This is a genomic window from Plantactinospora sp. B6F1 (assembly GCF_040120695.1).
GTDB lineage: Bacteria > Actinomycetota > Actinomycetes > Mycobacteriales > Micromonosporaceae > Plantactinospora.
Map to the genome: position 1 here is coordinate 1 of NZ_JBEEAC010000049.1, position 19,990 is coordinate 19,990.

A 19,990-nucleotide genomic window follows, 5' to 3' on the forward strand; every position below is an offset into this window, starting at 1 on the left:
GACCGCAACACCGCACTATTCATGCTCGCCGCCGAGGTCCCGGCCGCGATCCTGGCCAAAATGCTCGGCATCCACATCAAAGCAGCCGTCCAATGGCAGCAACTCTCCAACGGAGACTGGACCACCTACGCCGCCGATCTCAGCCAGCGAACTCCGGGGCATTCCTACAGTTCCAATAGCTGATCTCACCATTAGACGGCGCCCGCACCGGAGCACCCCAGGCCATCCAGGTCGCCGACCGCTGGCATCTATGGCACAACCTGGCCGAACACGTCGAAAAGACGGTAGCCCGGCACCACCGCTGCCTCACCGAAGCGCTACGTCCACCACCGTCACCATCAGGACCGGACCTGGGCCAGGTCACGACCCAAGCCCAGGTCGACCGGGCCGAGCAGGGACTCCTGGTCCCGCGTCTGCGACGCGACTACGCGCAGGTCCAGGCCCTACGCGGGCAAGGCGTCACGATCAAGGCGATCAGCCGCCAGCTCGGGATGGGCCGGAACACGGTGCGCCGGTTCGCCCGCGCCAGCAGCGTCGAAGAACTCCTCGCCAAGGCCCACGCCGGGCGCCCCAGCATCCTCGACGAGCATGTCGCCTACCTGCAACAACGATGGAACGACGGGACCACCAACGCCGCGCTGCTGTTCGCCGAGATCCGCGCCCGCGGCTACCGCGGCACGATCGCTACCCTGCGCACCTACCTCCAACCCCTGCGAACGGCCACCACCCCGGCCCCGGCTCCATGGCGGCCACCCAAAGTCCGCGCCATCACCACCTGGCTGCTCCGCCACCCCAACAACCTCGACGCCGACGAGCGGGACCACCTGGCCCAGGTACGCGCCGCCTGCCCACACCTGGACGCCCTGGCCAGGCACGTCACCGCATTCGCGGAAATCCTCACCGGCCGCCACGGCCACCGACTCGACGCGTGGATCACCGCCGTGGACGCCGATGACCAGCCCGACCTACGTTCCTTCACCACCGGCCTGCGCCGAGACCACCACGCCGTCGTCAACGGCCTGACCCTGCCCTACAACTCCGGACCCGTCGAAGGGCACGTCAACCGCATAAAGATGATCAAGAGGCAGATGTACGGCAGAGCCAACCTCGACCTGCTCCGCAAACGCGTCCTGCTGGCCTGACAGGGGTCCACCCCCATCACGGAATTTGGGCCAGATCCCAGATTCAGGCGCCGACGACACCAACGCGGATTCGGCGGCCCCGGCATACCCAAGACCAACCAGCACAGCATCGACCGGCACAGGCGCAGCGCCCGCTGGTTCGCCCGCAACCGCCTCGGCGGCCGCGGAATCCTCTACCACCGCCACGTCAGCTCCGTCCTCGCCCGCGAATGGTCACGCCGCATGGACCTCTTCACCGACACCGTCGCAGCCAGCGCCAAAGCATCCAACTTCTCCACCTCCGACACCGCAACCGATGGCGACACCGATGAACCCGTAACCGCCGACTACGTGAGACCAACTGCGGTGCGGTCCGACTACCTCGACGCCGGCTTCGCGAAACTTCCACCAGCCTGAACATCTTTCTGAGGAAGCTGATCGAGACACATCTGTCGATCAGGGTGAACCCGCCAATTCCTTGGCAGATGCCACGATCGACAGTGACCGGCTGCTACTTCGATCTTACCGGATCACAATGAGTGACGATCTTCGATTCCCCCGGCGGTCCTCTAACCTGGAGTATCGGAACATCTGTGCGAACGGCCGCGATACATAGAAGCGAGGTGCCCGCACGTTCAGTTACGATGTCCACTGCGAACAGAAGGACCCCGGGCGCCTCGCGCGCGGGCGACGGCATCCGGGGTCAGCTCCTTGATGTGGTGTCAGGACCATACCCCGAATTCACCCCTTGGCGTCAGCTAGCTCGCCCAGGTGTGATCTTCGCCTGCCCAGCTCACGCGTGTCGAGGCTCCTGAAATTCGAGGAGAGCAATGTCGGAAAAACAGTACCGAGACAAGATCGCCAGTATCAAGAAGCAGCAGGCGACTGAGGAAGCGGGCTTGGCGAAGGCCCGCTCCGCCGCAGCCAAGCATCGGTCGGACGCGGCGAAAGAGCTCACCAAGATCACCCCGAGGACCAGCGCGTCCGTGGCTCGGTCCTACCAGCGCAACGCCGAGTCCGCCGAGAAGAGGGCATTGGCCGAGGACGTCAAGATCAAGAACTACTCGAAGAAGCTGGGGAGCCTCGCCGGGGATCTGGCGACTGCCGAGTCGAACCTTGATCGCGAGGTCCGGGCGGCCGCCCGGAAGGCCGAGAACGACCGCAAGGCGGCGGAGCGGCGCGCCGAACAGGAAGCCAACCAGCGGCGCACACGGGAGCGCCGGCATGCGCAGGAGATCGCTCGCCTCTCGTCGCCGACAGTGCGATACGTCCACGAGGTGCGCGAGATCCCGACGCCGAAGCCCGAGGTCTTGCGAGTCCTCTACCTTACGGCGAACCCGGAGATGAACCTTCGCACCGAAGTGGAAGTGCGTGACGTCCAGCAGGCGGTTCGGAAGGCCACCCACCGAGATCTGATCGAGATTTCCTACCGGCCGGCGGCCACCCCGGAGGATCTTCTCGACGGCCTCAATGTCTTGCGGCCACACGTCGTTCACTTCTCCGGCCATGCTGGCAACGCCGCGGTCCTTTTCGACAACGCCAGCGTCGACACCCCAGACGGCCGGAAGGTGACGTTCGACCTCCTGGCACGCGTCCTCGACGCCACCACCAGCCCGCCTGCGTTGCTGGTCCTCAACGGCTGCGACACGCTGGACGGAGCCGAGGTGCTTCTGGACTCGACCCCCGTCGTCATCGCCATGGCGGCCGAGATCACCGACTTGGCGGCGAGCGCCTTCGCCGCCCGTTTTTACTCCGCTATCGCCTCGGCCCAGCCGATCGGCCCGGCCGTCCGTCAAGGCGCAGTCGCGCTTGATCTGGCTGGGCTGGACGAAGGTTGGAAGCCCACGGTGAGCGCGCGAGACGACGTCAATCTTGAACAGATGGTCCTGGTGCGTCCGACGCCGGAGTAGGTGTCTCGAATCCTGGCGCCGCAAGTGGCGCTGCGGAGCAGGTCCGACGTCATCTCACTGATGCCTGGGCCTGCTCTCCGCGCCACCGGCCAGCATGCTGCTGGTCGGCTCATGGAAGACTCACTAGATGTCCTCCAGCGTTCCGCGCACCGTCAAGGCGATCGAGACCACGGAGCTATTACGCCTGGACGATGAGGCACGGGAACGTGGATACAACCGTCACCACGGACCGGGATGGTTGGCTACGAACGTGGCACCATCGGCGATCCACTATCTGCACCCGGTGGTGGTGCACAACGCCGGACGGCGGCCCGAGTTCTCGCCTCACTGGCGTTGCGCACTGCTCCTGAAGCTTCCCGACGATCAAGAGATCTTCTCCTTGCTGGATGTCTGGCCACCGTCGTTCGAAGCTCTGCCGGAAACCCTGGATGCAGAAACAAAGTCGGCCATCTCCCACCAACTGCTGGAGGGGAATCTGCCAACCCAGGCGCAGTGGGTCGCCTCGAATGCTGGTGATCACGGTGAGTGACGGCGGCAGCCGAACGGACAGCAGACGGCAGAGTGATCACGTGTTCGACTTTGGGATCACCGGCTACCGGCCCGGCTGGCTTCAAGGACTCAATCCAATCGCCACCACTCACGGCCGTCGTCTTGCCGGGTTGACCGGCCGCACGTTGCACCACGTCTGGCTGGTCTGGGACCTCCGCGCCGACGAATGGTTCAGTGACTGCCCCGTCCTGCTTGACTTCGGCGATGAGTACGTCGAGATCAACCATCAGAAGTTCGACGACCTCTCGATCACCTTCAACAGCATCGACCCACGCGAGACCGTCACCTGGCCGACCTCCGACGACTTCCAACTTGCCTGGCAGGCTGAACCGATCGAACAGCTCGAAGATCTCCGCGGACAAACGCTGCACCAGGCGGAGCTTCTCGAATACGTCGGCGGAACCATGGCCCACGGCAGCATCGCCCTCGGTTTCGCCTTCCCGGCAGGCCACTTGACGATCTACAACGCGCTCGACGAGAACGGCCTGCTCTTCGGCCCACCGAGTCAAGACTGGCGCGAGCACATCCTCTGAATCCGGCCATCCCCCGGACGAAGCCGCCGCCGCAGACCGTCGCCCCACGGCAGGATTTCCGCAAGGTAGGTCCGGACGCTCGGGCCCGGCGTCGTCCGGGCCTACCTTGCGAGCGGCTGGTCACCGACATGGTCCTCCGCAAGGTTCAACCGGACGCGACATCGGATGTCCCGTCCGGCGATAGTTGGCCAGTCCGGCCGAAGTTGGCCAACGGCCTGGTCTGCATCCGTTTGTAGGTGGCCAGCGACGCCGCTCCGGGATGCTCTCGCGCTGAACTCAAGAGCGCACCGATGGGCGCTGACCGCCTTGGTCATGCCGATCGGAATGCCCCGGCCAGCTCGCCGCGGATCTCCCAGCCCAGCGCGGAGTACAGCCCCCGTCCTTCGGTGGTGGCGGATAGCAGCCCTGTGGTCAGGCCCTCGTCGAGCGCTCGATTGCCGAGCATGGTCATCACCGTACGACCCATGCCTCGCCGCTGATCCGCTGCACGGGTCCGGACTCTGTCGATGACGCCGTATCGTCCGCTCGCGGCCAACCATGCCCGCGAGACGATGTCACCGTTGCCGTCGCAGATCATCCCGAGGAGCGCGCCACCGTCATTGACGATCTGGGCGGTGCAGGACGGCGGCGTCTCGGCAACGCCGCGGGTGAGGGGGACGGTCATCAGATGATGTTCGTCGTACATCGTCCAGTCGCTCTTCAGCGCTTCTCGCAGGGAGTCGGTAGCTCCGACGATCTTGATTTCGGTGCCGGGAGCGGTCAGTTCGCGTCCCAGGACGAGTCGTACGGCTTGAGGACGTACCTGGCGAGACCCCGAGTGAGGTCGATGTCAATCTTGAGGCCGCCGGTGATCGCGACAGGCGGCGTTGTGCCACGGGACAGCGACCAGCCGTGGGCCCACGCATCGGTCAACTCCGCTAGATCGAGCATTTGATCATGATCGGGGCTGTCTCGCTAACGGCACCTCTCTGCTGCCGGCGGATTGACAAGAGAGGTGCCGTTAGATCCACACTCCCCCCACCGATGCTGGCCGATGCACCGGAACCCGCCTTGGACGGAATCCTCGGGCTTCCAGACAGCAGTTGAGCGAGACGATCGGGCAGCGACATCCATGTCGGCTGCTGCAGGCGTTCCCTACACTCGCCACCATGGCGACATTACCTGCTGCCGTTCGAGACCTTGGCTACGAACTGAAAGAACTCGGTTGGGTCAGCGATCTGATGGTGGCAGGGTCGTTGGCCACCGGTGACTACGTCCCACGCATCAGCGATCTTGACCTGGTTGCGCTTGTTGACGGGCCTGTTGACACCGGTCGGCAGGCAGCACTTTCAGTGATCCACCGTCGACTCGACAGCGGGAGCGGCGCGGGCTTCAGCCTGGGCTGCGTATACGTCGACACCGCGACCATCTCCGATGTCGAGGTGCAGCATCCGACCTGGACTCACGGCCAACTCGTTCACCGCATTCTTTCCAGGGTCACAAGAGCAGAACTAGCGCGACACGGATACGAGGTCTTCGGACGCTCGCCGCGCGAGGTCTTCCCCGCGGTCTCAGCCGAGGACGTACGAGCGGCGGCCCGCGCCGAGCTGACCGGCTACTGGGCCTGGGCCGCTCGACGTCCATGGGTATGGATGGACCCCACCATCGCTGAACTCGGCCTTACCTCCATGGCCAGGGGTCGCCACGCACTCGACAAGGGCGAACTCCTCACCAAGACGCAGGCCATCAAACAGGCGCACGCCCCAACCTGGCTGATCGACCAACTCAGCGCAAGACGGCGAGGCAAAGCCGTCTCCTCGCCTCGGATACGGACAGCCTTAGTCGCCTGGCTCGACGCCCGCCGGACAGTCGCTCGCGCGAAGCGCGCTCTCTGAACTCCCGACTCCCGCCTCGCCGCAACACCCCAGGCGGCCAAGAATTGGCCAACTGATTCCGGACGACATCACGGCGGATCGTCCGCAGGAAGCTGTCCCGCTGGTGGCCATCCACGCGACCGGCGGCCACCAATGCCCGGACCGGACATCGGATGTCGGGTCCGGCCATACCTTGCGAGAGTCCGAACTCCATCGCGAGCGCTCGCTGGGGCTCCTGAGGTTCCCTGGGACACCCGCCATCCCAGCCGACGGTGGTGAAGGGCAGCCGGCAGTGCAAGCCGACCCGGCTGAACCCTAGTGCGGGTACCTGCCGAAAATGCTGCTCAGGGCGATCCCTGCGGTGCAGGGCAACTCGCCTGGGGCCAGTTGGGTGTGCGACGGCCTCCAGATCTCCGCACCCGTGGAGGTCACGCGGGCCAGGATGCAGTCGTACTGCGCGGCCCGTAATGCCACGCCGACCCTGCCGTCCTTCGCAGTCACGTCCTGACGGATGGCCGGGTCGAGCTGTAAATCGATGATCGCCGCGCGGACGGCGGGTTCGTCCGGGCCCGCGGCCTCCAGCGCGCTCTTCAGGCGGGCGTCGACGCCGGTGAGCGACGGGTCCTTGGCGACAGGTAGGGGCTCGGTCGGCGGGCAATCGATGTCGTCATCGCGGCTGTCGTCGTCCGGGCCGAGCTGGATGCGGAAGCAGATGAGCTCGTCGCGTTCGTCGATCACCGAGCCGTCCGCGCCGATCTCCACGCCGTGACCCGTCACCTGCAGCACCAAGGTCACGCCGGTCTGCCAGTGCGTCTCCCCGGTGACCGTGAGAACCTTGACGTCTGGATGCTGGCTGGCAGAGTGCACATAGTCGTCAGCCTTGAAGAGGTGGTCGTACTCGAACCGGTCCAGAACGCGGTCGACCTTCTCCGCGGCGTCGTCCGCCGCGCTGTCGTGAAACGGGCTCTCCGGGGGGCGGTCGGAATACCGCCACAGCCCCCCGCCCACCAGTGCCACAACCAGCAGCACCGCCGCAGCGAACGCCAGTCGCTGTCTTCTCTTATCCACGGGCGTGAGTATGCCGTAGCCGGGGCGGCCCCGTGGCCCTCAGCCCTGGCTGGAGCGGAACGCCGGGACTTCGACGCGAGTGTCGTCCGGACCGACCTTGCGAGCCGCTGGTCAGCTTCTACGACGCGCGCCTCGGCAAGGTGACCTCCCCGGCCTCCGCTGCAACCTGATCCGACACCGGCACGTGTTACCGCCGTCCTCCGGCCTGCGGCCGGGAACCTGTCCGGGGAGGGGTCGTGCAGTTGTCAATGCCGCCGCGTCTGGACCAACCACCGCCGTCGGATGCCGCGGGTAAGGTGCCAGAGGTCGACTTCGACGCGTTCTACCAGGCACATTTCCGGGCGCTGACCGTACAACTCTGCGCGTACACCGGAGATCTCGGGCATGCGCAGGACCTGGTGCAGGAGGCGTTCTGCCGGGCGTTCTCCCGGTGGCAGAAGATCGTCCGTTACGACGATCCGGTGGCGTGGGTCCGCAAGGTCGCCTGGAACCTGGCCACCAGCCGGTGGCGGCGGCTGCGTACCGCCCAGCTCTTCCTGCGACGGCAGCGTGCGGAGCATGTACCCGCGCCAAGCCTGGACCGGGTCGCGCTGGAGGCGGCCCTCGCCCTGCTACCTCCGCACCACCGCCGCGCCGTCGTCCTGCACCACCTGGCCGACATGCCGATCTCGGAGATCGCCCGACAGGAGGGCGTGGCCGAGGGAACGGTCAAGTCCTGGTTGCACCGCGGCCGGGCGGCACTGGCCACCCACCTGACCGAGCGAGGAGCGCAGCCGTGACCGACGATGACATGTTGCTGAACGCCCGGTTCGCCGCCTACCGCAACGAGCGGATGACCGATGTCACGCCGGCCGGTCCGGGTGCCGTCCGTACCACGGTGCGGAAGCGCCGCAGCGTCGCCACCACCGTCGGCGCCGCGGTCGCCGTGGCGTTCGTCGTCGGCCCGGCGGCCGGGTACGCCGCCCTCAGCCAGGATCGGACCCCACCACCCCCGCCGGCCACCTCGACCGAGCCCACCCCGCCCCCGACCCCCGCCCCGTCGCTGAGCCCGACGCAGAGCGCCAGCACCGCGCCGGCCGTACCGGACGGCCGCATCACCAGCGCCGACCTGCTCGCCGCCCGACCCGACCTGCCGGCGTGGTGGGGCGACGCGCCATGCCAGCGCGGGGGGCGGCTCGACGGCAAGGCGCCCCGGGAGGAGGGGAACTGGCTACAGAGTGCCGACTATGCCGATGTGGACCGGGACGGCGCCGAGGAGACCGTGGCCATGATCGGCTGCAAGTTCAACCGCTCCGTCGTGCAGACCCAGGTTGCGGTCTTCGGCCGGGACGCGACCGGCAACATCGTCACCATGGGTCAGGTGCTGACGAGCCGGCCAATTGGCTGGATCTTCCAGGTCGACACACGGCCGGACGGCTCGATCCGGATCGAGGTCGGCGACCGGGAGCCGGCCGGCGACCCGGGATCGGCTGCGGTGGTCCGGCAGTGGCGCACGTACGGGTGGACCGGCGAGAAGTTCGCGCAGACCGGCGGCCCAAGCGGGTTCCCCGCCAAGAAGGGCCTGGCCGACCTGCGGGTGACCGCCACCGACGTGGTGTACGGGCCGCAGGCCGCCGACGGGTCGCGGCACGGCAGCACCACCGTCACGATCCGTAACGCCGGGCCCGCCGACGCGGACCATGTGCTCCTGTCGCTGGAACTGGGTGAGAACGTGCGCCACGAGGGCGGCGGCTGGACCGACTGCCTCGAAGCGGCCACCAACCCCGACTCGTCGCCGGCCAACCTCGGCTGCCTGCTGGACCGGATACCGGCCGGCCAGACCAGGACCCTCGTGCTCGGCGTGGCCAGCAGCGGCGCGAAACTGACCCAGGTCTCCGCCCGAGCCCACGTGACGCGCCTCGACCAGCAGCGGAACCCCGTGCCGGACGTCAAGGAGGCCGACAACGAGTTCCACTTCGACCAGCGCTAGCCCACCGGGGCGCTGCCGGCGGCCGGACGTCCGGCAGCGCCCCGGTCGCGGTCCGGTTCGGCCGGTGCCGGTGGCCTACGGCGGGTCCGCCGACGGATCGGCGCCGGCCCCGAACTGCTTCTCCACCAGGGCCAGCAGTGCGGCGTGGGTCTGTGCGTCGGCCGCCACGAGCAGACCGCCCGGACCGGTGTGCAGTGGCTGCCCGCGCAGGCCGGTGACCACACAACCCGCGGCCCGGCACAGCGCGATCCCGCTGGTGAAGTGCACGCTGTCCCGCAGGTGCCCGTCGGTCACGTATCCGGCCCGCCGGCCGGCCGCGACCCAGGCCACCGCGAGGGTGCTGGAGACCACGCGCGGGCGGAAGCGCTCGGCGAACCCGCGGTCGGCGAGCAGGCGTACGGCCCGGAAGGCGGGATCGTTCGGGTACGGCGGATCCAGGTTGACGTCCACCAGCCAGCAGTCGGCCGACGGACGGAGGTCGGTGTCCACGCCGTCGTGACGTACCCGGGCCCGGGCGCCGTCGGTCCAGAACACCTCGCCGCTGAACGGGTCGGCCGAGGCTGCCACGATGGTCTCCGGGCCGGAGTGCAGCGCGACGTTCACCGCGACCAGCATGCTGCGGGCCGCGTAGTTCAGGGTGCCGCAGAGCGGGTCGACCAGCCACTCCCGGCCGTTCCCGGCGGATCCCGTGCGGCCGCTCTCCTCACCGACCACGGTGTCGTCCGGGCGGGCGGCACGGAGCACCGCCAGGATCGCCTGCTCCGCATCGAGGTCGGCGGCGGTGGCGAAGTCGCCCGAACCCTTGTCGAACCGGGCCAGCGCGCCGCCGTACCGGGAGCGCACCACCTCGGCACCCGCCTGTGCCGCCGCGATGGCCAGCTCGTGATCGGTGATCGTCATGCGGGCAAGGATATGGGCCGGCCGCAGACCGCGACGGCTACTGGAGCTGTCCGACCTCGGTCACCCGGAGCACCGCCGTACCCGCCGCGTCGGAGGCGGCGAGGTCGACCTCCGCGCTGATCCCCCAGTCGTGGTCCCCCTCCGGGTCGTCGAGGATCTGCCGGACCGTCCAGCGGTCCCGGCCCTGCTCGATCATCAGCAGCGCGGGACCGCGCGCGGCCGGCCCGGTACCGATCTCGTCGTACGCCTCGAAGTAGGGCTCCAGCGCGTCGGCCCAGGCGTCGGCGTCCCAGCCGTCCTCGGCATCCAGCGCCCCGAGCTCGTCGAAGCGGCGCAGCGCGGCCAGCTCCACCCGGCGGAACAGCGCGTTGCGGACCAGTACCCGGAACGCCCGGACGTTGCCGGTGACCGCCGGCGGCTTCTCGTCCACCACCACCACAGTGGTCGGGTCGGCCGGGTTGCGAAGCCGCTCCCACTCGTCGATCAGGCTGGAGTCGACCTGCCGGACCAGCTCGCCGAGCCACTCGATCAGGTCGATCAGTTCCTCGGTCTTGGCGTCTTCGGGCACGCTCTGCCGCAGCGCCTTGTACGCGTCCGCCAGGTAGCGCAGCACCAGTCCCTCGGAGCGGGACAGGCCGTAGAAGTTGACGTACTCGACGAAGGTCATCGCCCGCTCGTACATGTCCCGGACCACCGACTTCGGCCGCAGCTCGTAGTCGGCCACCCAGGGGTGCCCCCGCCGGTACATCTCGTAGGCGGCGTCCAGCAGTTCGGCGAGCGGCTTCGGGTGGGTCACCTCGTCGAGCAGTTCGAGCCGGGCCTCGTACTCGATGCCGTCGGCCTTCATCGCCGCGACCGCCTCGCCCCGGGCCTTGAACTGCTGTGCCGAGAGCACCTGCCGAGGGTTGTCGAGTGTGGATTCCACCACCGAGAGCACGTCCAGGGCGTATGTCGGGGAGGCGCTGTCCAGCAGCTCGATCGCGGCCAGCGCGAACGGCGAGAGTGGCTGGTTGAGCGCGAAGTCGAGCTGGAGGTCGACGGTGAGGCGTACCCGTCGACCCTGCTCGTCCGGCTCGGCGAGCCGCTCCACCACGCCGCCGGCCAGCAGTGCCCGGTAGATGGCGATGGCCCGCCGGATGTGCCTGCGCCGCGCCGGGCCGTCCTCGTGGTTGTCGGTCAGCAGGTGCCGCATCGCGGCGAACGCGTCGCCGGGCCGGCTGATCACGTTGAGCAGCATCGCGTGACTGACCTGGAAGCTCGACGTCAGCGGCTCCGGCTCAGCCTCGACCAGCCGCTCGAAGGTGGGCCGGCCCCAACCGATCGACCCCTCCGGTGGCTTCTTCCGGACCACCTTGCGCCGCTTCTTCGGGTCGTCGCCCGCCTTGGCGAGCGCCTTCTCGTTCTCGATCACGTGTTCCGGCGCCTGCACCACCACCGTGCCCAAGGTGTCGAAGCCGGCCCGCCCGGCCCGGCCGGCGATCTGGTGGAACTCGCGCGCCTTGAGCAGCCGGGTCTTGACACCGTCGTACTTCGACAGGCCGGTGAACAGCACGGTACGGATCGGCACGTTGATCCCGACCCCGAGGGTGTCGGTACCGCAGATCACCTTGAGCAGCCCGGCCTGGGCCAGCGTCTCCACCAGCCGCCGGTACTTCGGCAGCATCCCCGCGTGATGCACCCCGATGCCGTGCCGGACCAAGCGCGACAGCGTACGCCCGAAGCCGGCGGTGAACCGGAAGTTGCCGATCGCTTCGGCGATCATGTCCTTCTCGGCCCGGGTGGCGACGTTGACGCTCATCAGCGCCTGGGCGCGTTCGAGCGCGGCGGCCTGGGTGAAGTGCACGACGTAGATCGGCGCCTGCCGGGTGGAGAGCAGCTCCTCCAGGGTTTCGTGCAGCGGCGTCATCGCGTAGGAGAACATCAGCGGTACGGGCCGCTCGGCGTTGCGTACCAGCGCCGTCGGCCGCCCGGTACGCCGGGTCAGGTCGTCGACGAACCGGGTGACGTCGCCCAGCGTGGCGGACATCAGCACGAACTGCGCCTGCGGCAGCTCGATCAGCGGCACCTGCCAGGCCCAGCCCCGGTCCGGCTCGGCGTAGAAGTGGAACTCGTCCATGATCACCATGCCGACGTCGGCCCGCTCACCGTCGCGCAGCGCGATGTTGGCGAGGATCTCCGCCGTACAGCAGATGATCGGCGCATCCTCGTTGACGCTGGCGTCCCCGGTCAGCATCCCGACGTTCTCGGCACCGAAGATCTCGCAGAGCGCGAAGAACTTCTCCGAGACCAGCGCCTTGATCGGCGCGGTGTAGAAGCTGACCCGATCGTCGGCCAGGGCCGCGAAGTGGGCACCGGTGGCGACCAGGCTCTTGCCGGAGCCGGTCGGGGTGCTCAGGATGAGGTTGGCCCCGGAGACGATCTCGATCAGCGCCTCCTCCTGGTGGGGATAGAGGCTGAGGCCACGCTCCTGGGCCCAGCCGGCGAACGCGTCGAAGAGGGCGTCGGGTTCGGCGCTGCCCGGCAGCTGGTCGGTGAGCCTCATAGCCGGTCCATGGTGCCTGTCCCAGCTCGGCAACGCCAATCGGTCCCGTGTAGGGAAGGGGCCCTTCTACAGCAGAAAACGATAGGCGGGGCCCTTACACCTCAGCGGCGCCGGAAGATCAGGTCGAGGATCGGACGGCCGGCGGAGGCCCCCCGCCGCTCGAACTTCGTCACCGGGCGGTGGGCCGGACGGGGCGCGTAGCCGGGATACAGGTTCACCAACTCCGGGTCGGCGGCCAGGGTGTCGCGCATGCTCGCGGCGTACTCCGGCCAGTCGGTGGCGCAGTGCAGGGTGCCGCCGCGGACCAGCCGGGAGCGGAGCAGCGCGACGTGCGCGGGTTGGATAAGCCGGCGCTTGTGGTGCCGAGGCTTGGGCCACGGGTCGGGAAAGAAGATGTGTACGCCGTCGAGCCGGTTCGGCGGCAGCAGGTGCCGTACCAGGTCGAGCGCGTCACCCTGGGCGATCCGGAGATTGGTCAGCCCGTGCCGCTCGGTGAGGGCGAGCAGGTTGGCGATGCCCGGGGTGTGCACCTCGACGGCGAGATAGTCCCGCCCCGGGTCGGCGGCGGCCATCGCCACGGTGGCGTCACCCATCCCGGAACCGATCTCCAGCACCACCGGCGCCGCCCGCCCGAACAGCTCGACCAGGTCCAGTTGGCCGGCCGCCCGGTCGCTGGCGGCCCGCTCATCGATGGCTGAGGCGTTGGCGGCTGAGGCGGCGTGGGTGGTTGAGGCGGCGTTGGTGGCTGACGCGGCGTGGGTGGTTGAGGCGTTGGTGGGCCGGTCGTTGGTGGGTTGGTCGATCATCGGCAGGTCGCCGTCGGCGACGTGATCCGGCGCCGGCACGGTCAGGCCGTACCGGGGCCAGAGTCGGTCCAGCGCGTCCAGGTGTCGCCCGCTGAGCCGGCCCCGGCGCGGGTGGAAGGTGCGGATCCGGGCCTGCTGCCCCGGCGGTACCCGGCGCGGGGCTCCGGCGGGCGCGGGCCGCGGTGCGGGCGCCGGTGTCGCGGTCTGGTCCTGGCTGCCGAGGCTCACGGGAAAGCCAGCCTACGCGATCGCGCCGACCCGCGACCAGCTACGCAGCAGGCCGACCCCCGGATCCGCCTCCGCCGGAACGGATCGGCCCGAGGACGCCGACCCCGGAAAGGATCTACCCAGAATGCCCGACCGGATGTGCGCGGCGTCGACAGGTGAGAGGATTTCCCCATACGGCGGGCCCCGGGCCGCGTTCGCCCGGCCCTGCCCGAGGCGCCGGAAGGGGGACCAGTGGCCACGCGTCGACGCATCGCGATCCTCTGCGGTGTCCCGCTCGCCCTGCTCCTGGCCGGGCCCGTCCCGGCCCGCGCCGCCGACGTCTTCGTGCAACTCAACCCGAGCACCGTCGAGGCCGGCTTCATGGTCGGCATCAAGGCCAGCTGCCGGACCAACACCCAGGCCGCCACGGTCGAGTCGCCGGCCTTCGGCACCGTGACCGTGCAGCCGCAGGCCGGTTTCCTCACCGCGGTCGCCACCGTTCCGGAGACGACCCGGGCGGACACCTACCGGGTCCGGCTGAGCTGTCCGGACGGCGGGACCGCCTCCACCCGACTGATGGTGGTGGGCGCCACCCGGCCGCAGCGAGGCCCGGCGACCGGCTTCGGCGGCAGTGCCGGGGACGACCCGGGCGGACTGCTGGTGGCCGGTGGACTGGCCAGCACCGTACTCGGCGCCGTGCTGGGCCTGGTCGCCATCCGCCGCCGGGCCCGGTCGGCGTCTCCGCGCCGGAGCTGACCGGGAGGAGTTTCGCCCGATGGCCCGTACCCCCACCGGCCGGCGACCCTGGCTCGGCGGCCGGCAGCCGGCGGCACAGCTGCGGCATCCGGCGGCCCGATCCGGCGCCAGCCGCCCCCGTCGGAGCCTGATCGGGCCGGTGGCGATCGTCCTGGTGCTCGTCGGGGTCTTCGCGACCGGCGCCGGGCTGGGCCAGTCGGCGGGCGGGCCGTGGCGCTGGCTGCACGGCGGCACCAAGGAGCCGCCCCGGGACTTCCCGGTGCTCGCACCCAGCCGCCCGGTGAAGCTGGCGGTCCCGTCGATCGGGGTGCGCGCCCCGGTGCACCGGGTCGGGCTCGCCGACGACGGCTCGATCGCCGTACCCGCGCTGGAGAAGCACAACGAGGCCGGCTGGTACGACCGCGGCCCGACCCCCGGCCAGTTCGGGCCGGCGATCATCGTCGGGCACGCGGACACCCGGACCGGGCCGTCGGTCTTCCACGACCTGGTGAAGCTCCGGCCGGGCGCCCGGATCGAGGTGACCCGGCAGGACCGGTCGGTGGCGATCTTCGAGGTCAACTCGGTCGAGCACTTCGCCAAGGACAGGTTGCCCACCGAGCGGGTGTACGGCGACTTCCGCCGCCCGTGGCTGCGCCTCATCACCTGCGGCGGGCGCTGGGTCGGCGGCGGTACGGGCTACTCCGACAACATCGTCGCCTTCGCCTCGCTTGTCGACTCCCGGAAGCCCTGACCGGTCGGCACCTGCCGGGGAGCTTCCGCCGGCCGGGCCGGGGAGCTTCCGCCGGCCGGGGCCGGGGCAGGTTACGGGGCGGTCGGGCCGGCCTGCTGGACCACCTCGAACTCGAGCAGCGTGGCTCCGGTGGCGGCCGGTCGGGGCTGCTCGGCACCGGACCCGCCGTCGGCCGGTCCGCGCGCGTGCGCCTGCCGGGCGGGCCCGTCCGCCCAGGCCCGGTACGCCTCCTCGCTCTCCCACTTCGTGTAGACGAAGTAGCGGGACTCTCCGGCCACCGGACGGAGCAACTCGAAGCCGAGGAACCCGGGAGAGTTTTCGACCGCGCCCTGCCGGCCGGCGAACCGCCGTTCGAGCTCCGCGCCCGCCCCTTCCGGCACCTCAATCGCGTTGATCTTCACCACTGCCATGACCTCACCCTAGATCGGTGTGGTTCGGGTTGGGGGCGGTGTCCACGACGATCGGAGCGTGGTCGGAGGGGCCCTTGCCCTTGCGGGCCTCCCGGTCCACGTACGCCGAGGTGACGCGTTCGGCGAACGACTCCGTGGCGTACACCAGGTCGATCCGCATGCCCTTGTTCTGGTGGAACATGCCGGCCCGGTAGTCCCAGTAGGTGAACGGGTGCGGGCCCTTCATCGGCGTCGGTACCACGTCGGTCAGGCCGAGGGCGCGCAGGTCGGCCAGGGCCTGCCGCTCCGCCGGAGTCACGTGCGTCGAGTTGACGAAGAGCCCCGGGTCCCAGACGTCGGCGTCGGTCGGCGCCACGTTGTAGTCGCCGCAGACCACCAGCGGCAGCCCGGTGCGCAGCTCGGCGGCGAGCGCGTCCCGGAGCACCGCCAACCAGGCGAGCTTGTACTCGTAGTGTGGCGAGTCCGGGGTACGCCCGTTCGGCACGTAGATCGACCAGACGCGGAGCCCGGCGCAGGTCGCGGAGATCGACCGGGCCTCGGGCTCGGGAAAGCCGGGCTCGTCGGCGAAGCCGACCGCGACGTCGGCCAGGCCGACCCGGGACAGGATCGCCACCCCGTTCCACCGCCCGTCGCTGTGGCTGGCGACCTCGTAGCCCAGCTCGCCGACCTCGGCGGTCGGGAACGCCCCATCCGGGCACTTCGTCTCCTGCAGGCAGACCACGTCCGGCTTCGTGCCGGCGAGCCAGTCCAGCAGCCGGGGGAGCCGGGCCTTCACCGAGTTGACGTTCCAGGTCGCCAGGCGCATGTGTCCCAGCCTGCCCGATCGGGGCGGGAAACGCAGGTACGCGCCGCCGTCGGCGGCCGGCCGGCCACCGAGCCCCGATGGTCAGGTGCCCGGGGTGTCCCCGGGCCGGCCCTGTTCGGCGAGGAAGCGTTCCAACTCCGCGCCGAGTTCGTCGGCGGTGGGCAGCGGTCCGGTCTGGTTGGCGAGCAGGTTCGAGCCGCCCCGACCCCGGGTGAAGGCGTCGTACTGCTCCTCCAGCGCCTGCACCAGCGAGGTTGCCTCGTCGGTCTGCGCCACCTGGCGGTCGATGTCGACCCGGACGGCCTCGGCGGCGGCCCGGAGCGCCTCGGTGGGCAGCAGCAGGCCGGTGGCCCGGGAGACCGAGGTGAGCAGCAACTCGGCCGCGCCCGGATACTCCGTCTGGGCCACGTAGTGCGGCACGTGCACCGCGAAGCCGACCGCGTCCCGGCCCTGCTCGCCGAGGCGGAACTCCAGCAGGTTGCCGGCGCTGCCGGGCACCTGGATGCGCTGCAGCCAGGACTCGTAGCCGGTGATCAGCTCCGGTCGGGTGGCGTGCGCGGTGACCCCGATCGGGCGGGTGTGCGGCACCGCCATCGGTATCGCGTTCAGCCCGATCGTGACGCGTACGCCGAGCCGCCGGATCAGGCTGGTCAGGGCGGCGATGAACCGTTCCCACTGGAAGTCCGGCTCGGGGCCGGAGAGCAGCAGGAACGGGGTCTTCTCGTCGTCGCGCAGCAGGTGCAGTTCGAGCTTCGGCTGCTCGTAGTGCTCCCAGTGGTCCTCGACGAAAATCATCGTGGGTCGCCGGGACCGGTAGTCGAGCAACTGGTCGACGTCGAAGGTGGCGATCGTCCGGGACTCGAGGGTCGACACCAGGTGTTCCCGGGCGAGCCGGGTCGCGTTTCCGGCGTCGACGAAGCCGGAGAGCGCCTGGATCAGCACCGGCTGACCCAGCTCGGGCAGGTCGTCGGTGAGCTGGTACAGCTCGTTCGGGTCGAGCACCGGTCAGGACCTCCTCAGGGGGTACGCCGGGACGCGCCTTCGGCGGGTGGCGCCCCGATGTAGCAAACGCTGCCGCTATCTTGGTCCATTCCGCCGAGCCACTCCGCGACCCCCACCAGCATCGTCGTCCGGATCTCCTCCGGAGCGGCGGACGCCTCGATCGACGCCCGGCCGAGGGTGGCCAGCTCGGCGTCGGTGCAGCCGAGTACGTCCCGGGCCAGCACGTACTGGTCGAGCAGGTTCGTACCGAACAGCAGCGGGTCGTCGGTGCCGAGTGCCACCGGCACGCCCGCGCTGAGCAGGGTGCGCAGCGGGGTGGCCGCCAGCCCGGTGGTGACGCCGAAGGGCGGATATGAGCTGGGACACACCTCCATCGCCACCGCGCGGTCGGCCAGCAGGTCGAGGGTGGCCGGGTCGACCGCGGCGGTCAGCCCGTGGCCGACCCGGTGCGCGCCGAGCAGCGCGACGCAGTCCCGGACGTGCCAGGCCGGCTCGTAGAACCCGCTGTGCGGCACGGCGAGCAGTCCGGCCTCGGTCGCGGTGCGCATCGCCGGGACGAAGTCGGCGATCCGGCCCCGACGTTCGTCGTTGGAGAGCCCGAAGCCGACGACGCCGTGTCCGGCGTACCGTGCGGCGAGCCGGGCGACCCGCTCCGCCTGGGCCGGGGATCCGGCCCAACTGGCGGCCAGCACCACGCCGGTACGCCGATCGGCCGCGCCGGCTAGTACCGCCTCGACCACCGGCTCCAGCCCGCCCAGCCGGTCGGCGTACGTCGTCGGGTCGACCTGGATCTCCACCCAGCCGGCGCCGTCGGCGACGTTGTCGGCGGTTGCCTCGGCCACCACCCGGGTCAGGTCCTCGGCGCTGCGCAGCGCCGCTCGGGCGAGGTCGTAGCGGGTCTGGAACGCGGCCCAACCGGCGAGGGGAGCGGTCGGCAGCGGCTCGGGCAGCGGCAGTCCATACCGCTCCGCCAACTCGGCGAGGGTTCCCGGGCGCATCGAGCCGGTCAGGTGCAGGTGCAGATTGGTCTTGGGCAACCGACGGAGATCACGGCGGGGGAACGGATCGGGGGCGGATGCCATAGTCCACGGTCTCACGTCCGGGGGAACGGGTGGGGGACCGGCCGGCCGGGCCGGACTCGACCGATCGGAGGAGGGGGCCGATGTTGCAAGGAGTGACGGATGATTCAAACGTATATGCCCGAGCGGCCAGCAAAAACGTGCTCTTCCCGAAATACCTGGTTCGTCCTGGCTGACCCTGGGCGCTCGCGCCTGGGTCCACCTGACCGATTGCCCGGACGGCAGATGTGGTGGAGCCCACTAGGTGACTCCCCGTAGTTGGCCGTCGGCCTGCCTAGCCTCGTCGGATGCCTGACGACGACCGTTCCGAGACCGGGTACTCCGCCATGCCCAGCACTGTCCGATCGGACGATCCCCCCTCCTCCGCCCCGGCGTCCGCTGCTTCCGTGCGCCGGTCGTCGCCCGACAGTCGCCCGCCGACCCCGGCTCGGCTGTGGAGGCTCGTACTGCTGCTGTTCGTCGTGGTCGACCGCGTCCGGCCGCTCGGTCCGGCCGTGGCGCGCCGGCTGGCCCGGCCCGCGGCTGCTCTGGCCCGGCCCGCGGCTGCTCTGGCCCGGCCCGCGGCTGCTCTGGCCCGGCCCGCGGCTGCTCTGGCCCGCCGGCTGGCTTGGCCCGCCGCTGCCGTGGCCCGGGTCGGCCGGCCCGGAGTCGCCCGAGCCGGCCGGCTGGTCGGGGTGGCGGCGGCCCGACTGCGCGTCGCGGCCGCGCCGGCCCTGGCCCTGCTCCACGCCCAGTGGCGGCGCCTGCGTCGGACCGTCGAGCCCGGGCTGGTCCGGGTCCGCCGGGTGCCCGCCGTCCGGACCGCGGAGCGAGCGGTGCGCCGGGCCGCCGAACGGGCCGCGCCGCCCGCCCGCCGGCTCCTCTCCCGGGCCGGCGCCCTGGCCGCCCGGACCGGGCTGCCGCAGCGGCTCGGCCTGCGCCGTCCGGACCGCCGGGTCCGGGTTGCGCTGGCCGCCGGGCTGCTCTGCTGTCTCGGTGTGCTGGCCGCCGTCGAAGTGATCTCAGCGTCGGCCGACCCGACCGACAGCAGCACGGCGCACGCGGATGACCGGGTCGCGCTCTCCCGGCCCGACGACGGCAGCGGCGGCCGGCCCGACGACGGCAGCGGCGGCCGCGCGCCGGACCGTTCGAGCCGCTCCGGCGATCACGGCCGGTCGGACGGGGCGAGGTCGGACGAGGCGGACCCGGACACGTCGTCCCCGCTGGACGACGCGGAACCGGTGGCCGGGCTGACTCCGGTCCAGATGGACAATGCCCGGGCGATCGTCCGGACCGGTCGGGACATGGGAGTGTCGCGCCGAGGGCTGATCATCGGGGTGGCCACCGCCATGCAGGAGAGCAACCTGCTCAACCGGGCCAGCGAGGTGCTGCCGGAATCGAAGCGCTACCGGCACCAGGGCACCGGCTGGGACCACGACTCGGTCGGACTGTTCCAGCAGCGCACCAGCAGCGGCTGGGGACCGGTGCACCGCCTGATGGATCCGGCGTACGCGAGCGCCCGCTTCTTCGAGGCGTTGCGCCAGGTGCCCGGCTGGCAGCGGATGCGGCTGACCGAGGCGGCCCAGGCGGTGCAGTACTCGGCCTACCCGGAGCACTACGCCAAGCACGAGGGTCAGGCGGCCAGGGTGGTCGACGCACTCGTCCCGGATTGGCGCTGAGCCAGGGGCGAGTCGGCGGCGCGCGTGGAGCCGTCGACGGCCGCCAGGTGGAGGGCCGTCGACGGCGACGGGCTTGATCGGCCCGGTCACGA

General features: G+C 70.3%; 21 protein-coding genes and 1 pseudogene. 12 read left to right on the forward strand and 10 right to left on the reverse strand.

Going from position 1 to position 19,990, the window contains the following annotated elements:
* From ABNF97_RS31985 to ABNF97_RS32010, 6 genes and pseudogenes are all read left to right on the forward strand, one after another.
* Positions 1-183, forward strand: a pseudogene (locus ABNF97_RS31985) (hypothetical protein); the annotation flags it as partial.
* 308 nt (positions 184-491) lie between these two features.
* Positions 492-1,142, forward strand: a complete 651-nt coding sequence (locus ABNF97_RS31990) for a transposase (protein WP_349340798.1) — start codon at positions 492-494, stop codon at positions 1,140-1,142.
* A 222-nt stretch (positions 1,143-1,364) separates the two neighbouring features.
* Positions 1,365-1,538, forward strand: coding sequence for a hypothetical protein (locus tag ABNF97_RS31995; RefSeq protein ID WP_349340799.1), 174 nt, complete (start codon positions 1,365-1,367; stop codon positions 1,536-1,538).
* 413 nt (positions 1,539-1,951) lie between these two features.
* On the forward strand, positions 1,952-3,031 hold the full coding sequence (locus tag ABNF97_RS32000) for a CHAT domain-containing protein (protein WP_349340800.1): 1,080 nt from the start codon (positions 1,952-1,954) through the stop codon (positions 3,029-3,031).
* Between the two features lie 127 nt (positions 3,032-3,158).
* Positions 3,159-3,560: a hypothetical protein gene (locus ABNF97_RS32005; RefSeq protein WP_349340801.1), complete on the forward strand. Its 402-nt coding sequence runs from the start codon at positions 3,159-3,161 to the stop codon at positions 3,558-3,560.
* Positions 3,538-4,113 (forward strand): hypothetical protein, encoded by a 576-nt coding sequence (locus tag ABNF97_RS32010; protein WP_349340802.1) that lies wholly within the window; start codon positions 3,538-3,540, stop codon positions 4,111-4,113. The genes ABNF97_RS32005 and ABNF97_RS32010 overlap by 23 nt, the downstream gene beginning before the upstream one ends.
* A gap of 310 nt (positions 4,114-4,423) precedes the next feature.
* Here ABNF97_RS32010 and ABNF97_RS32015 read toward each other — a convergent pair whose 3' ends face one another.
* Positions 4,424-4,777 (reverse strand): GNAT family N-acetyltransferase, encoded by a 354-nt coding sequence (locus ABNF97_RS32015; RefSeq protein WP_349340803.1) that lies wholly within the window; start codon positions 4,775-4,777, stop codon positions 4,424-4,426.
* Positions 4,778-4,872: 95 nt separating this feature from the next.
* Positions 4,873-5,043, reverse strand: a complete 171-nt coding sequence (locus ABNF97_RS32020) for a hypothetical protein (protein WP_349340804.1) — start codon at positions 5,041-5,043, stop codon at positions 4,873-4,875.
* 218 nt (positions 5,044-5,261) lie between these two features.
* Between ABNF97_RS32020 and ABNF97_RS32025 the strand changes: the two genes are divergently transcribed.
* The gene (locus ABNF97_RS32025) at positions 5,262-5,987 is read left to right on the forward strand and encodes a nucleotidyltransferase domain-containing protein (RefSeq protein ID WP_349340805.1); all 726 of its coding nucleotides are present in this window, start codon (positions 5,262-5,264) and stop codon (positions 5,985-5,987) included.
* A gap of 294 nt (positions 5,988-6,281) precedes the next feature.
* Here the strand turns inward: ABNF97_RS32025 and ABNF97_RS32030 are convergent, their stop codons facing one another.
* Positions 6,282-7,034 (reverse strand): hypothetical protein, encoded by a 753-nt coding sequence (locus ABNF97_RS32030; protein WP_349340806.1) that lies wholly within the window; start codon positions 7,032-7,034, stop codon positions 6,282-6,284.
* Positions 7,035-7,282: 248 nt separating this feature from the next.
* Here ABNF97_RS32030 and ABNF97_RS32035 point away from each other — a divergent pair, with 248 nt between their 5' ends.
* Positions 7,283-7,813: a SigE family RNA polymerase sigma factor gene (locus ABNF97_RS32035; RefSeq protein WP_349340815.1), complete on the forward strand. Its 531-nt coding sequence runs from the start codon at positions 7,283-7,285 to the stop codon at positions 7,811-7,813.
* Positions 7,810-9,003 carry a hypothetical protein gene (locus tag ABNF97_RS32040; RefSeq protein ID WP_349340807.1) on the forward strand — a complete coding sequence of 398 codons (1,194 nt, stop codon included), beginning with the start codon at positions 7,810-7,812 and terminating at the stop codon, positions 9,001-9,003. The genes ABNF97_RS32035 and ABNF97_RS32040 overlap by 4 nt, the downstream gene beginning before the upstream one ends.
* A 75-nt stretch (positions 9,004-9,078) precedes the next feature.
* Here ABNF97_RS32040 and ABNF97_RS32045 read toward each other — a convergent pair whose 3' ends face one another.
* The 3 genes from ABNF97_RS32045 to trmB form a co-directional block, all read right to left on the reverse strand.
* Positions 9,079-9,903 carry an inositol monophosphatase family protein gene (locus tag ABNF97_RS32045; RefSeq protein ID WP_130460421.1) on the reverse strand — a complete coding sequence of 275 codons (825 nt, stop codon included), beginning with the start codon at positions 9,901-9,903 and terminating at the stop codon, positions 9,079-9,081.
* A gap of 37 nt (positions 9,904-9,940) precedes the next feature.
* A complete protein-coding gene (locus ABNF97_RS32050) occupies positions 9,941-12,445 on the reverse strand; it encodes a DUF3516 domain-containing protein (RefSeq protein ID WP_130460420.1) in 2,505 nt (834 codons plus the stop codon).
* Between the two features lie 101 nt (positions 12,446-12,546).
* Positions 12,547-13,137 (reverse strand): tRNA (guanosine(46)-N7)-methyltransferase TrmB, encoded by a 591-nt coding sequence (gene trmB / locus ABNF97_RS32055; protein ID WP_349340816.1) that lies wholly within the window; start codon positions 13,135-13,137, stop codon positions 12,547-12,549.
* Positions 13,138-13,710: 573 nt separating this feature from the next.
* Between trmB and ABNF97_RS32060 the strand changes: the two genes are divergently transcribed.
* Together ABNF97_RS32060 and ABNF97_RS32065 are read left to right on the forward strand one after the other, a co-directional pair.
* Positions 13,711-14,214 (forward strand): hypothetical protein, encoded by a 504-nt coding sequence (locus tag ABNF97_RS32060; protein WP_349340808.1) that lies wholly within the window; start codon positions 13,711-13,713, stop codon positions 14,212-14,214.
* Positions 14,215-14,233: 19 nt separating this feature from the next.
* Positions 14,234-14,944, forward strand: coding sequence for a class F sortase (locus ABNF97_RS32065; protein WP_130460419.1), 711 nt, complete (start codon positions 14,234-14,236; stop codon positions 14,942-14,944).
* 71 nt (positions 14,945-15,015) lie between these two features.
* On the opposite strand, the gene ABNF97_RS32070 is transcribed toward ABNF97_RS32065, so the two are convergent.
* The 4 genes from ABNF97_RS32070 to add all read right to left on the reverse strand — a co-directional run bounded on the left by ABNF97_RS32070 (position 15,016) and on the right by add (position 18,198).
* Positions 15,016-15,354: an antibiotic biosynthesis monooxygenase family protein gene (locus ABNF97_RS32070; protein ID WP_349340809.1), complete on the reverse strand. Its 339-nt coding sequence runs from the start codon at positions 15,352-15,354 to the stop codon at positions 15,016-15,018.
* 4 nt (positions 15,355-15,358) lie between these two features.
* Positions 15,359-16,159 (reverse strand): exodeoxyribonuclease III, encoded by an 801-nt coding sequence (locus tag ABNF97_RS32075; protein WP_349340810.1) that lies wholly within the window; start codon positions 16,157-16,159, stop codon positions 15,359-15,361.
* Between the two features lie 81 nt (positions 16,160-16,240).
* Positions 16,241-17,161, reverse strand: coding sequence for a PAC2 family protein (locus ABNF97_RS32080; RefSeq protein WP_130460416.1), 921 nt, complete (start codon positions 17,159-17,161; stop codon positions 16,241-16,243).
* Positions 17,162-17,175: 14 nt separating this feature from the next.
* Positions 17,176-18,198, reverse strand: a complete 1,023-nt coding sequence (gene add, locus ABNF97_RS32085) for an adenosine deaminase (RefSeq protein ID WP_207230375.1) — start codon at positions 18,196-18,198, stop codon at positions 17,176-17,178.
* Positions 18,199-18,527: 329 nt separating this feature from the next.
* Between add and ABNF97_RS32090 the strand changes: the two genes are divergently transcribed.
* Positions 18,528-19,898, forward strand: coding sequence for a hypothetical protein (locus tag ABNF97_RS32090; RefSeq protein WP_349340811.1), 1,371 nt, complete (start codon positions 18,528-18,530; stop codon positions 19,896-19,898).
* Positions 19,899-19,990: the final 92 nt, after the last annotated feature.

Bases quoted from the DNA above. Each gene is read 5' to 3' on its own strand.
- ABNF97_RS32090 (WP_349340811.1), top strand. From the start codon at position 18,528: ATGCCTGACGACGACCGTTCCGAGACCGGGTACTCCGCCATGCCCAGC.
- ABNF97_RS32065 (WP_130460419.1), top strand. From the start codon at position 14,234: ATGGCCCGTACCCCCACCGGCCGGCGACCCTGGCTCGGCGGCCGGCAG.
- ABNF97_RS32015 (WP_349340803.1), bottom strand. From the start codon at position 4,777: ATGACCGTCCCCCTCACCCGCGGCGTTGCCGAGACGCCGCCGTCCTGC.
- ABNF97_RS32010 (WP_349340802.1), top strand. From the start codon at position 3,538: ATGCTGGTGATCACGGTGAGTGACGGCGGCAGCCGAACGGACAGCAGA.
- ABNF97_RS32025 (WP_349340805.1), top strand. From the start codon at position 5,262: ATGGCGACATTACCTGCTGCCGTTCGAGACCTTGGCTACGAACTGAAA.
- ABNF97_RS32075 (WP_349340810.1), bottom strand. From the start codon at position 16,159: ATGCGCCTGGCGACCTGGAACGTCAACTCGGTGAAGGCCCGGCTCCCC.
- ABNF97_RS32045 (WP_130460421.1), bottom strand. From the start codon at position 9,903: ATGACGATCACCGATCACGAGCTGGCCATCGCGGCGGCACAGGCGGGT.
- ABNF97_RS32020 (WP_349340804.1), bottom strand. From the start codon at position 5,043: ATGCTCGATCTAGCGGAGTTGACCGATGCGTGGGCCCACGGCTGGTCG.
- ABNF97_RS31990 (WP_349340798.1), top strand. From the start codon at position 492: ATGGGCCGGAACACGGTGCGCCGGTTCGCCCGCGCCAGCAGCGTCGAA.
- ABNF97_RS32070 (WP_349340809.1), bottom strand. From the start codon at position 15,354: ATGGCAGTGGTGAAGATCAACGCGATTGAGGTGCCGGAAGGGGCGGGC.
- ABNF97_RS32050 (WP_130460420.1), bottom strand. From the start codon at position 12,445: ATGAGGCTCACCGACCAGCTGCCGGGCAGCGCCGAACCCGACGCCCTC.
- ABNF97_RS32005 (WP_349340801.1), top strand. From the start codon at position 3,159: ATGTCCTCCAGCGTTCCGCGCACCGTCAAGGCGATCGAGACCACGGAG.
- ABNF97_RS32000 (WP_349340800.1), top strand. From the start codon at position 1,952: ATGTCGGAAAAACAGTACCGAGACAAGATCGCCAGTATCAAGAAGCAG.
- ABNF97_RS32035 (WP_349340815.1), top strand. From the start codon at position 7,283: ATGCCGCCGCGTCTGGACCAACCACCGCCGTCGGATGCCGCGGGTAAG.
- ABNF97_RS31995 (WP_349340799.1), top strand. From the start codon at position 1,365: ATGGACCTCTTCACCGACACCGTCGCAGCCAGCGCCAAAGCATCCAAC.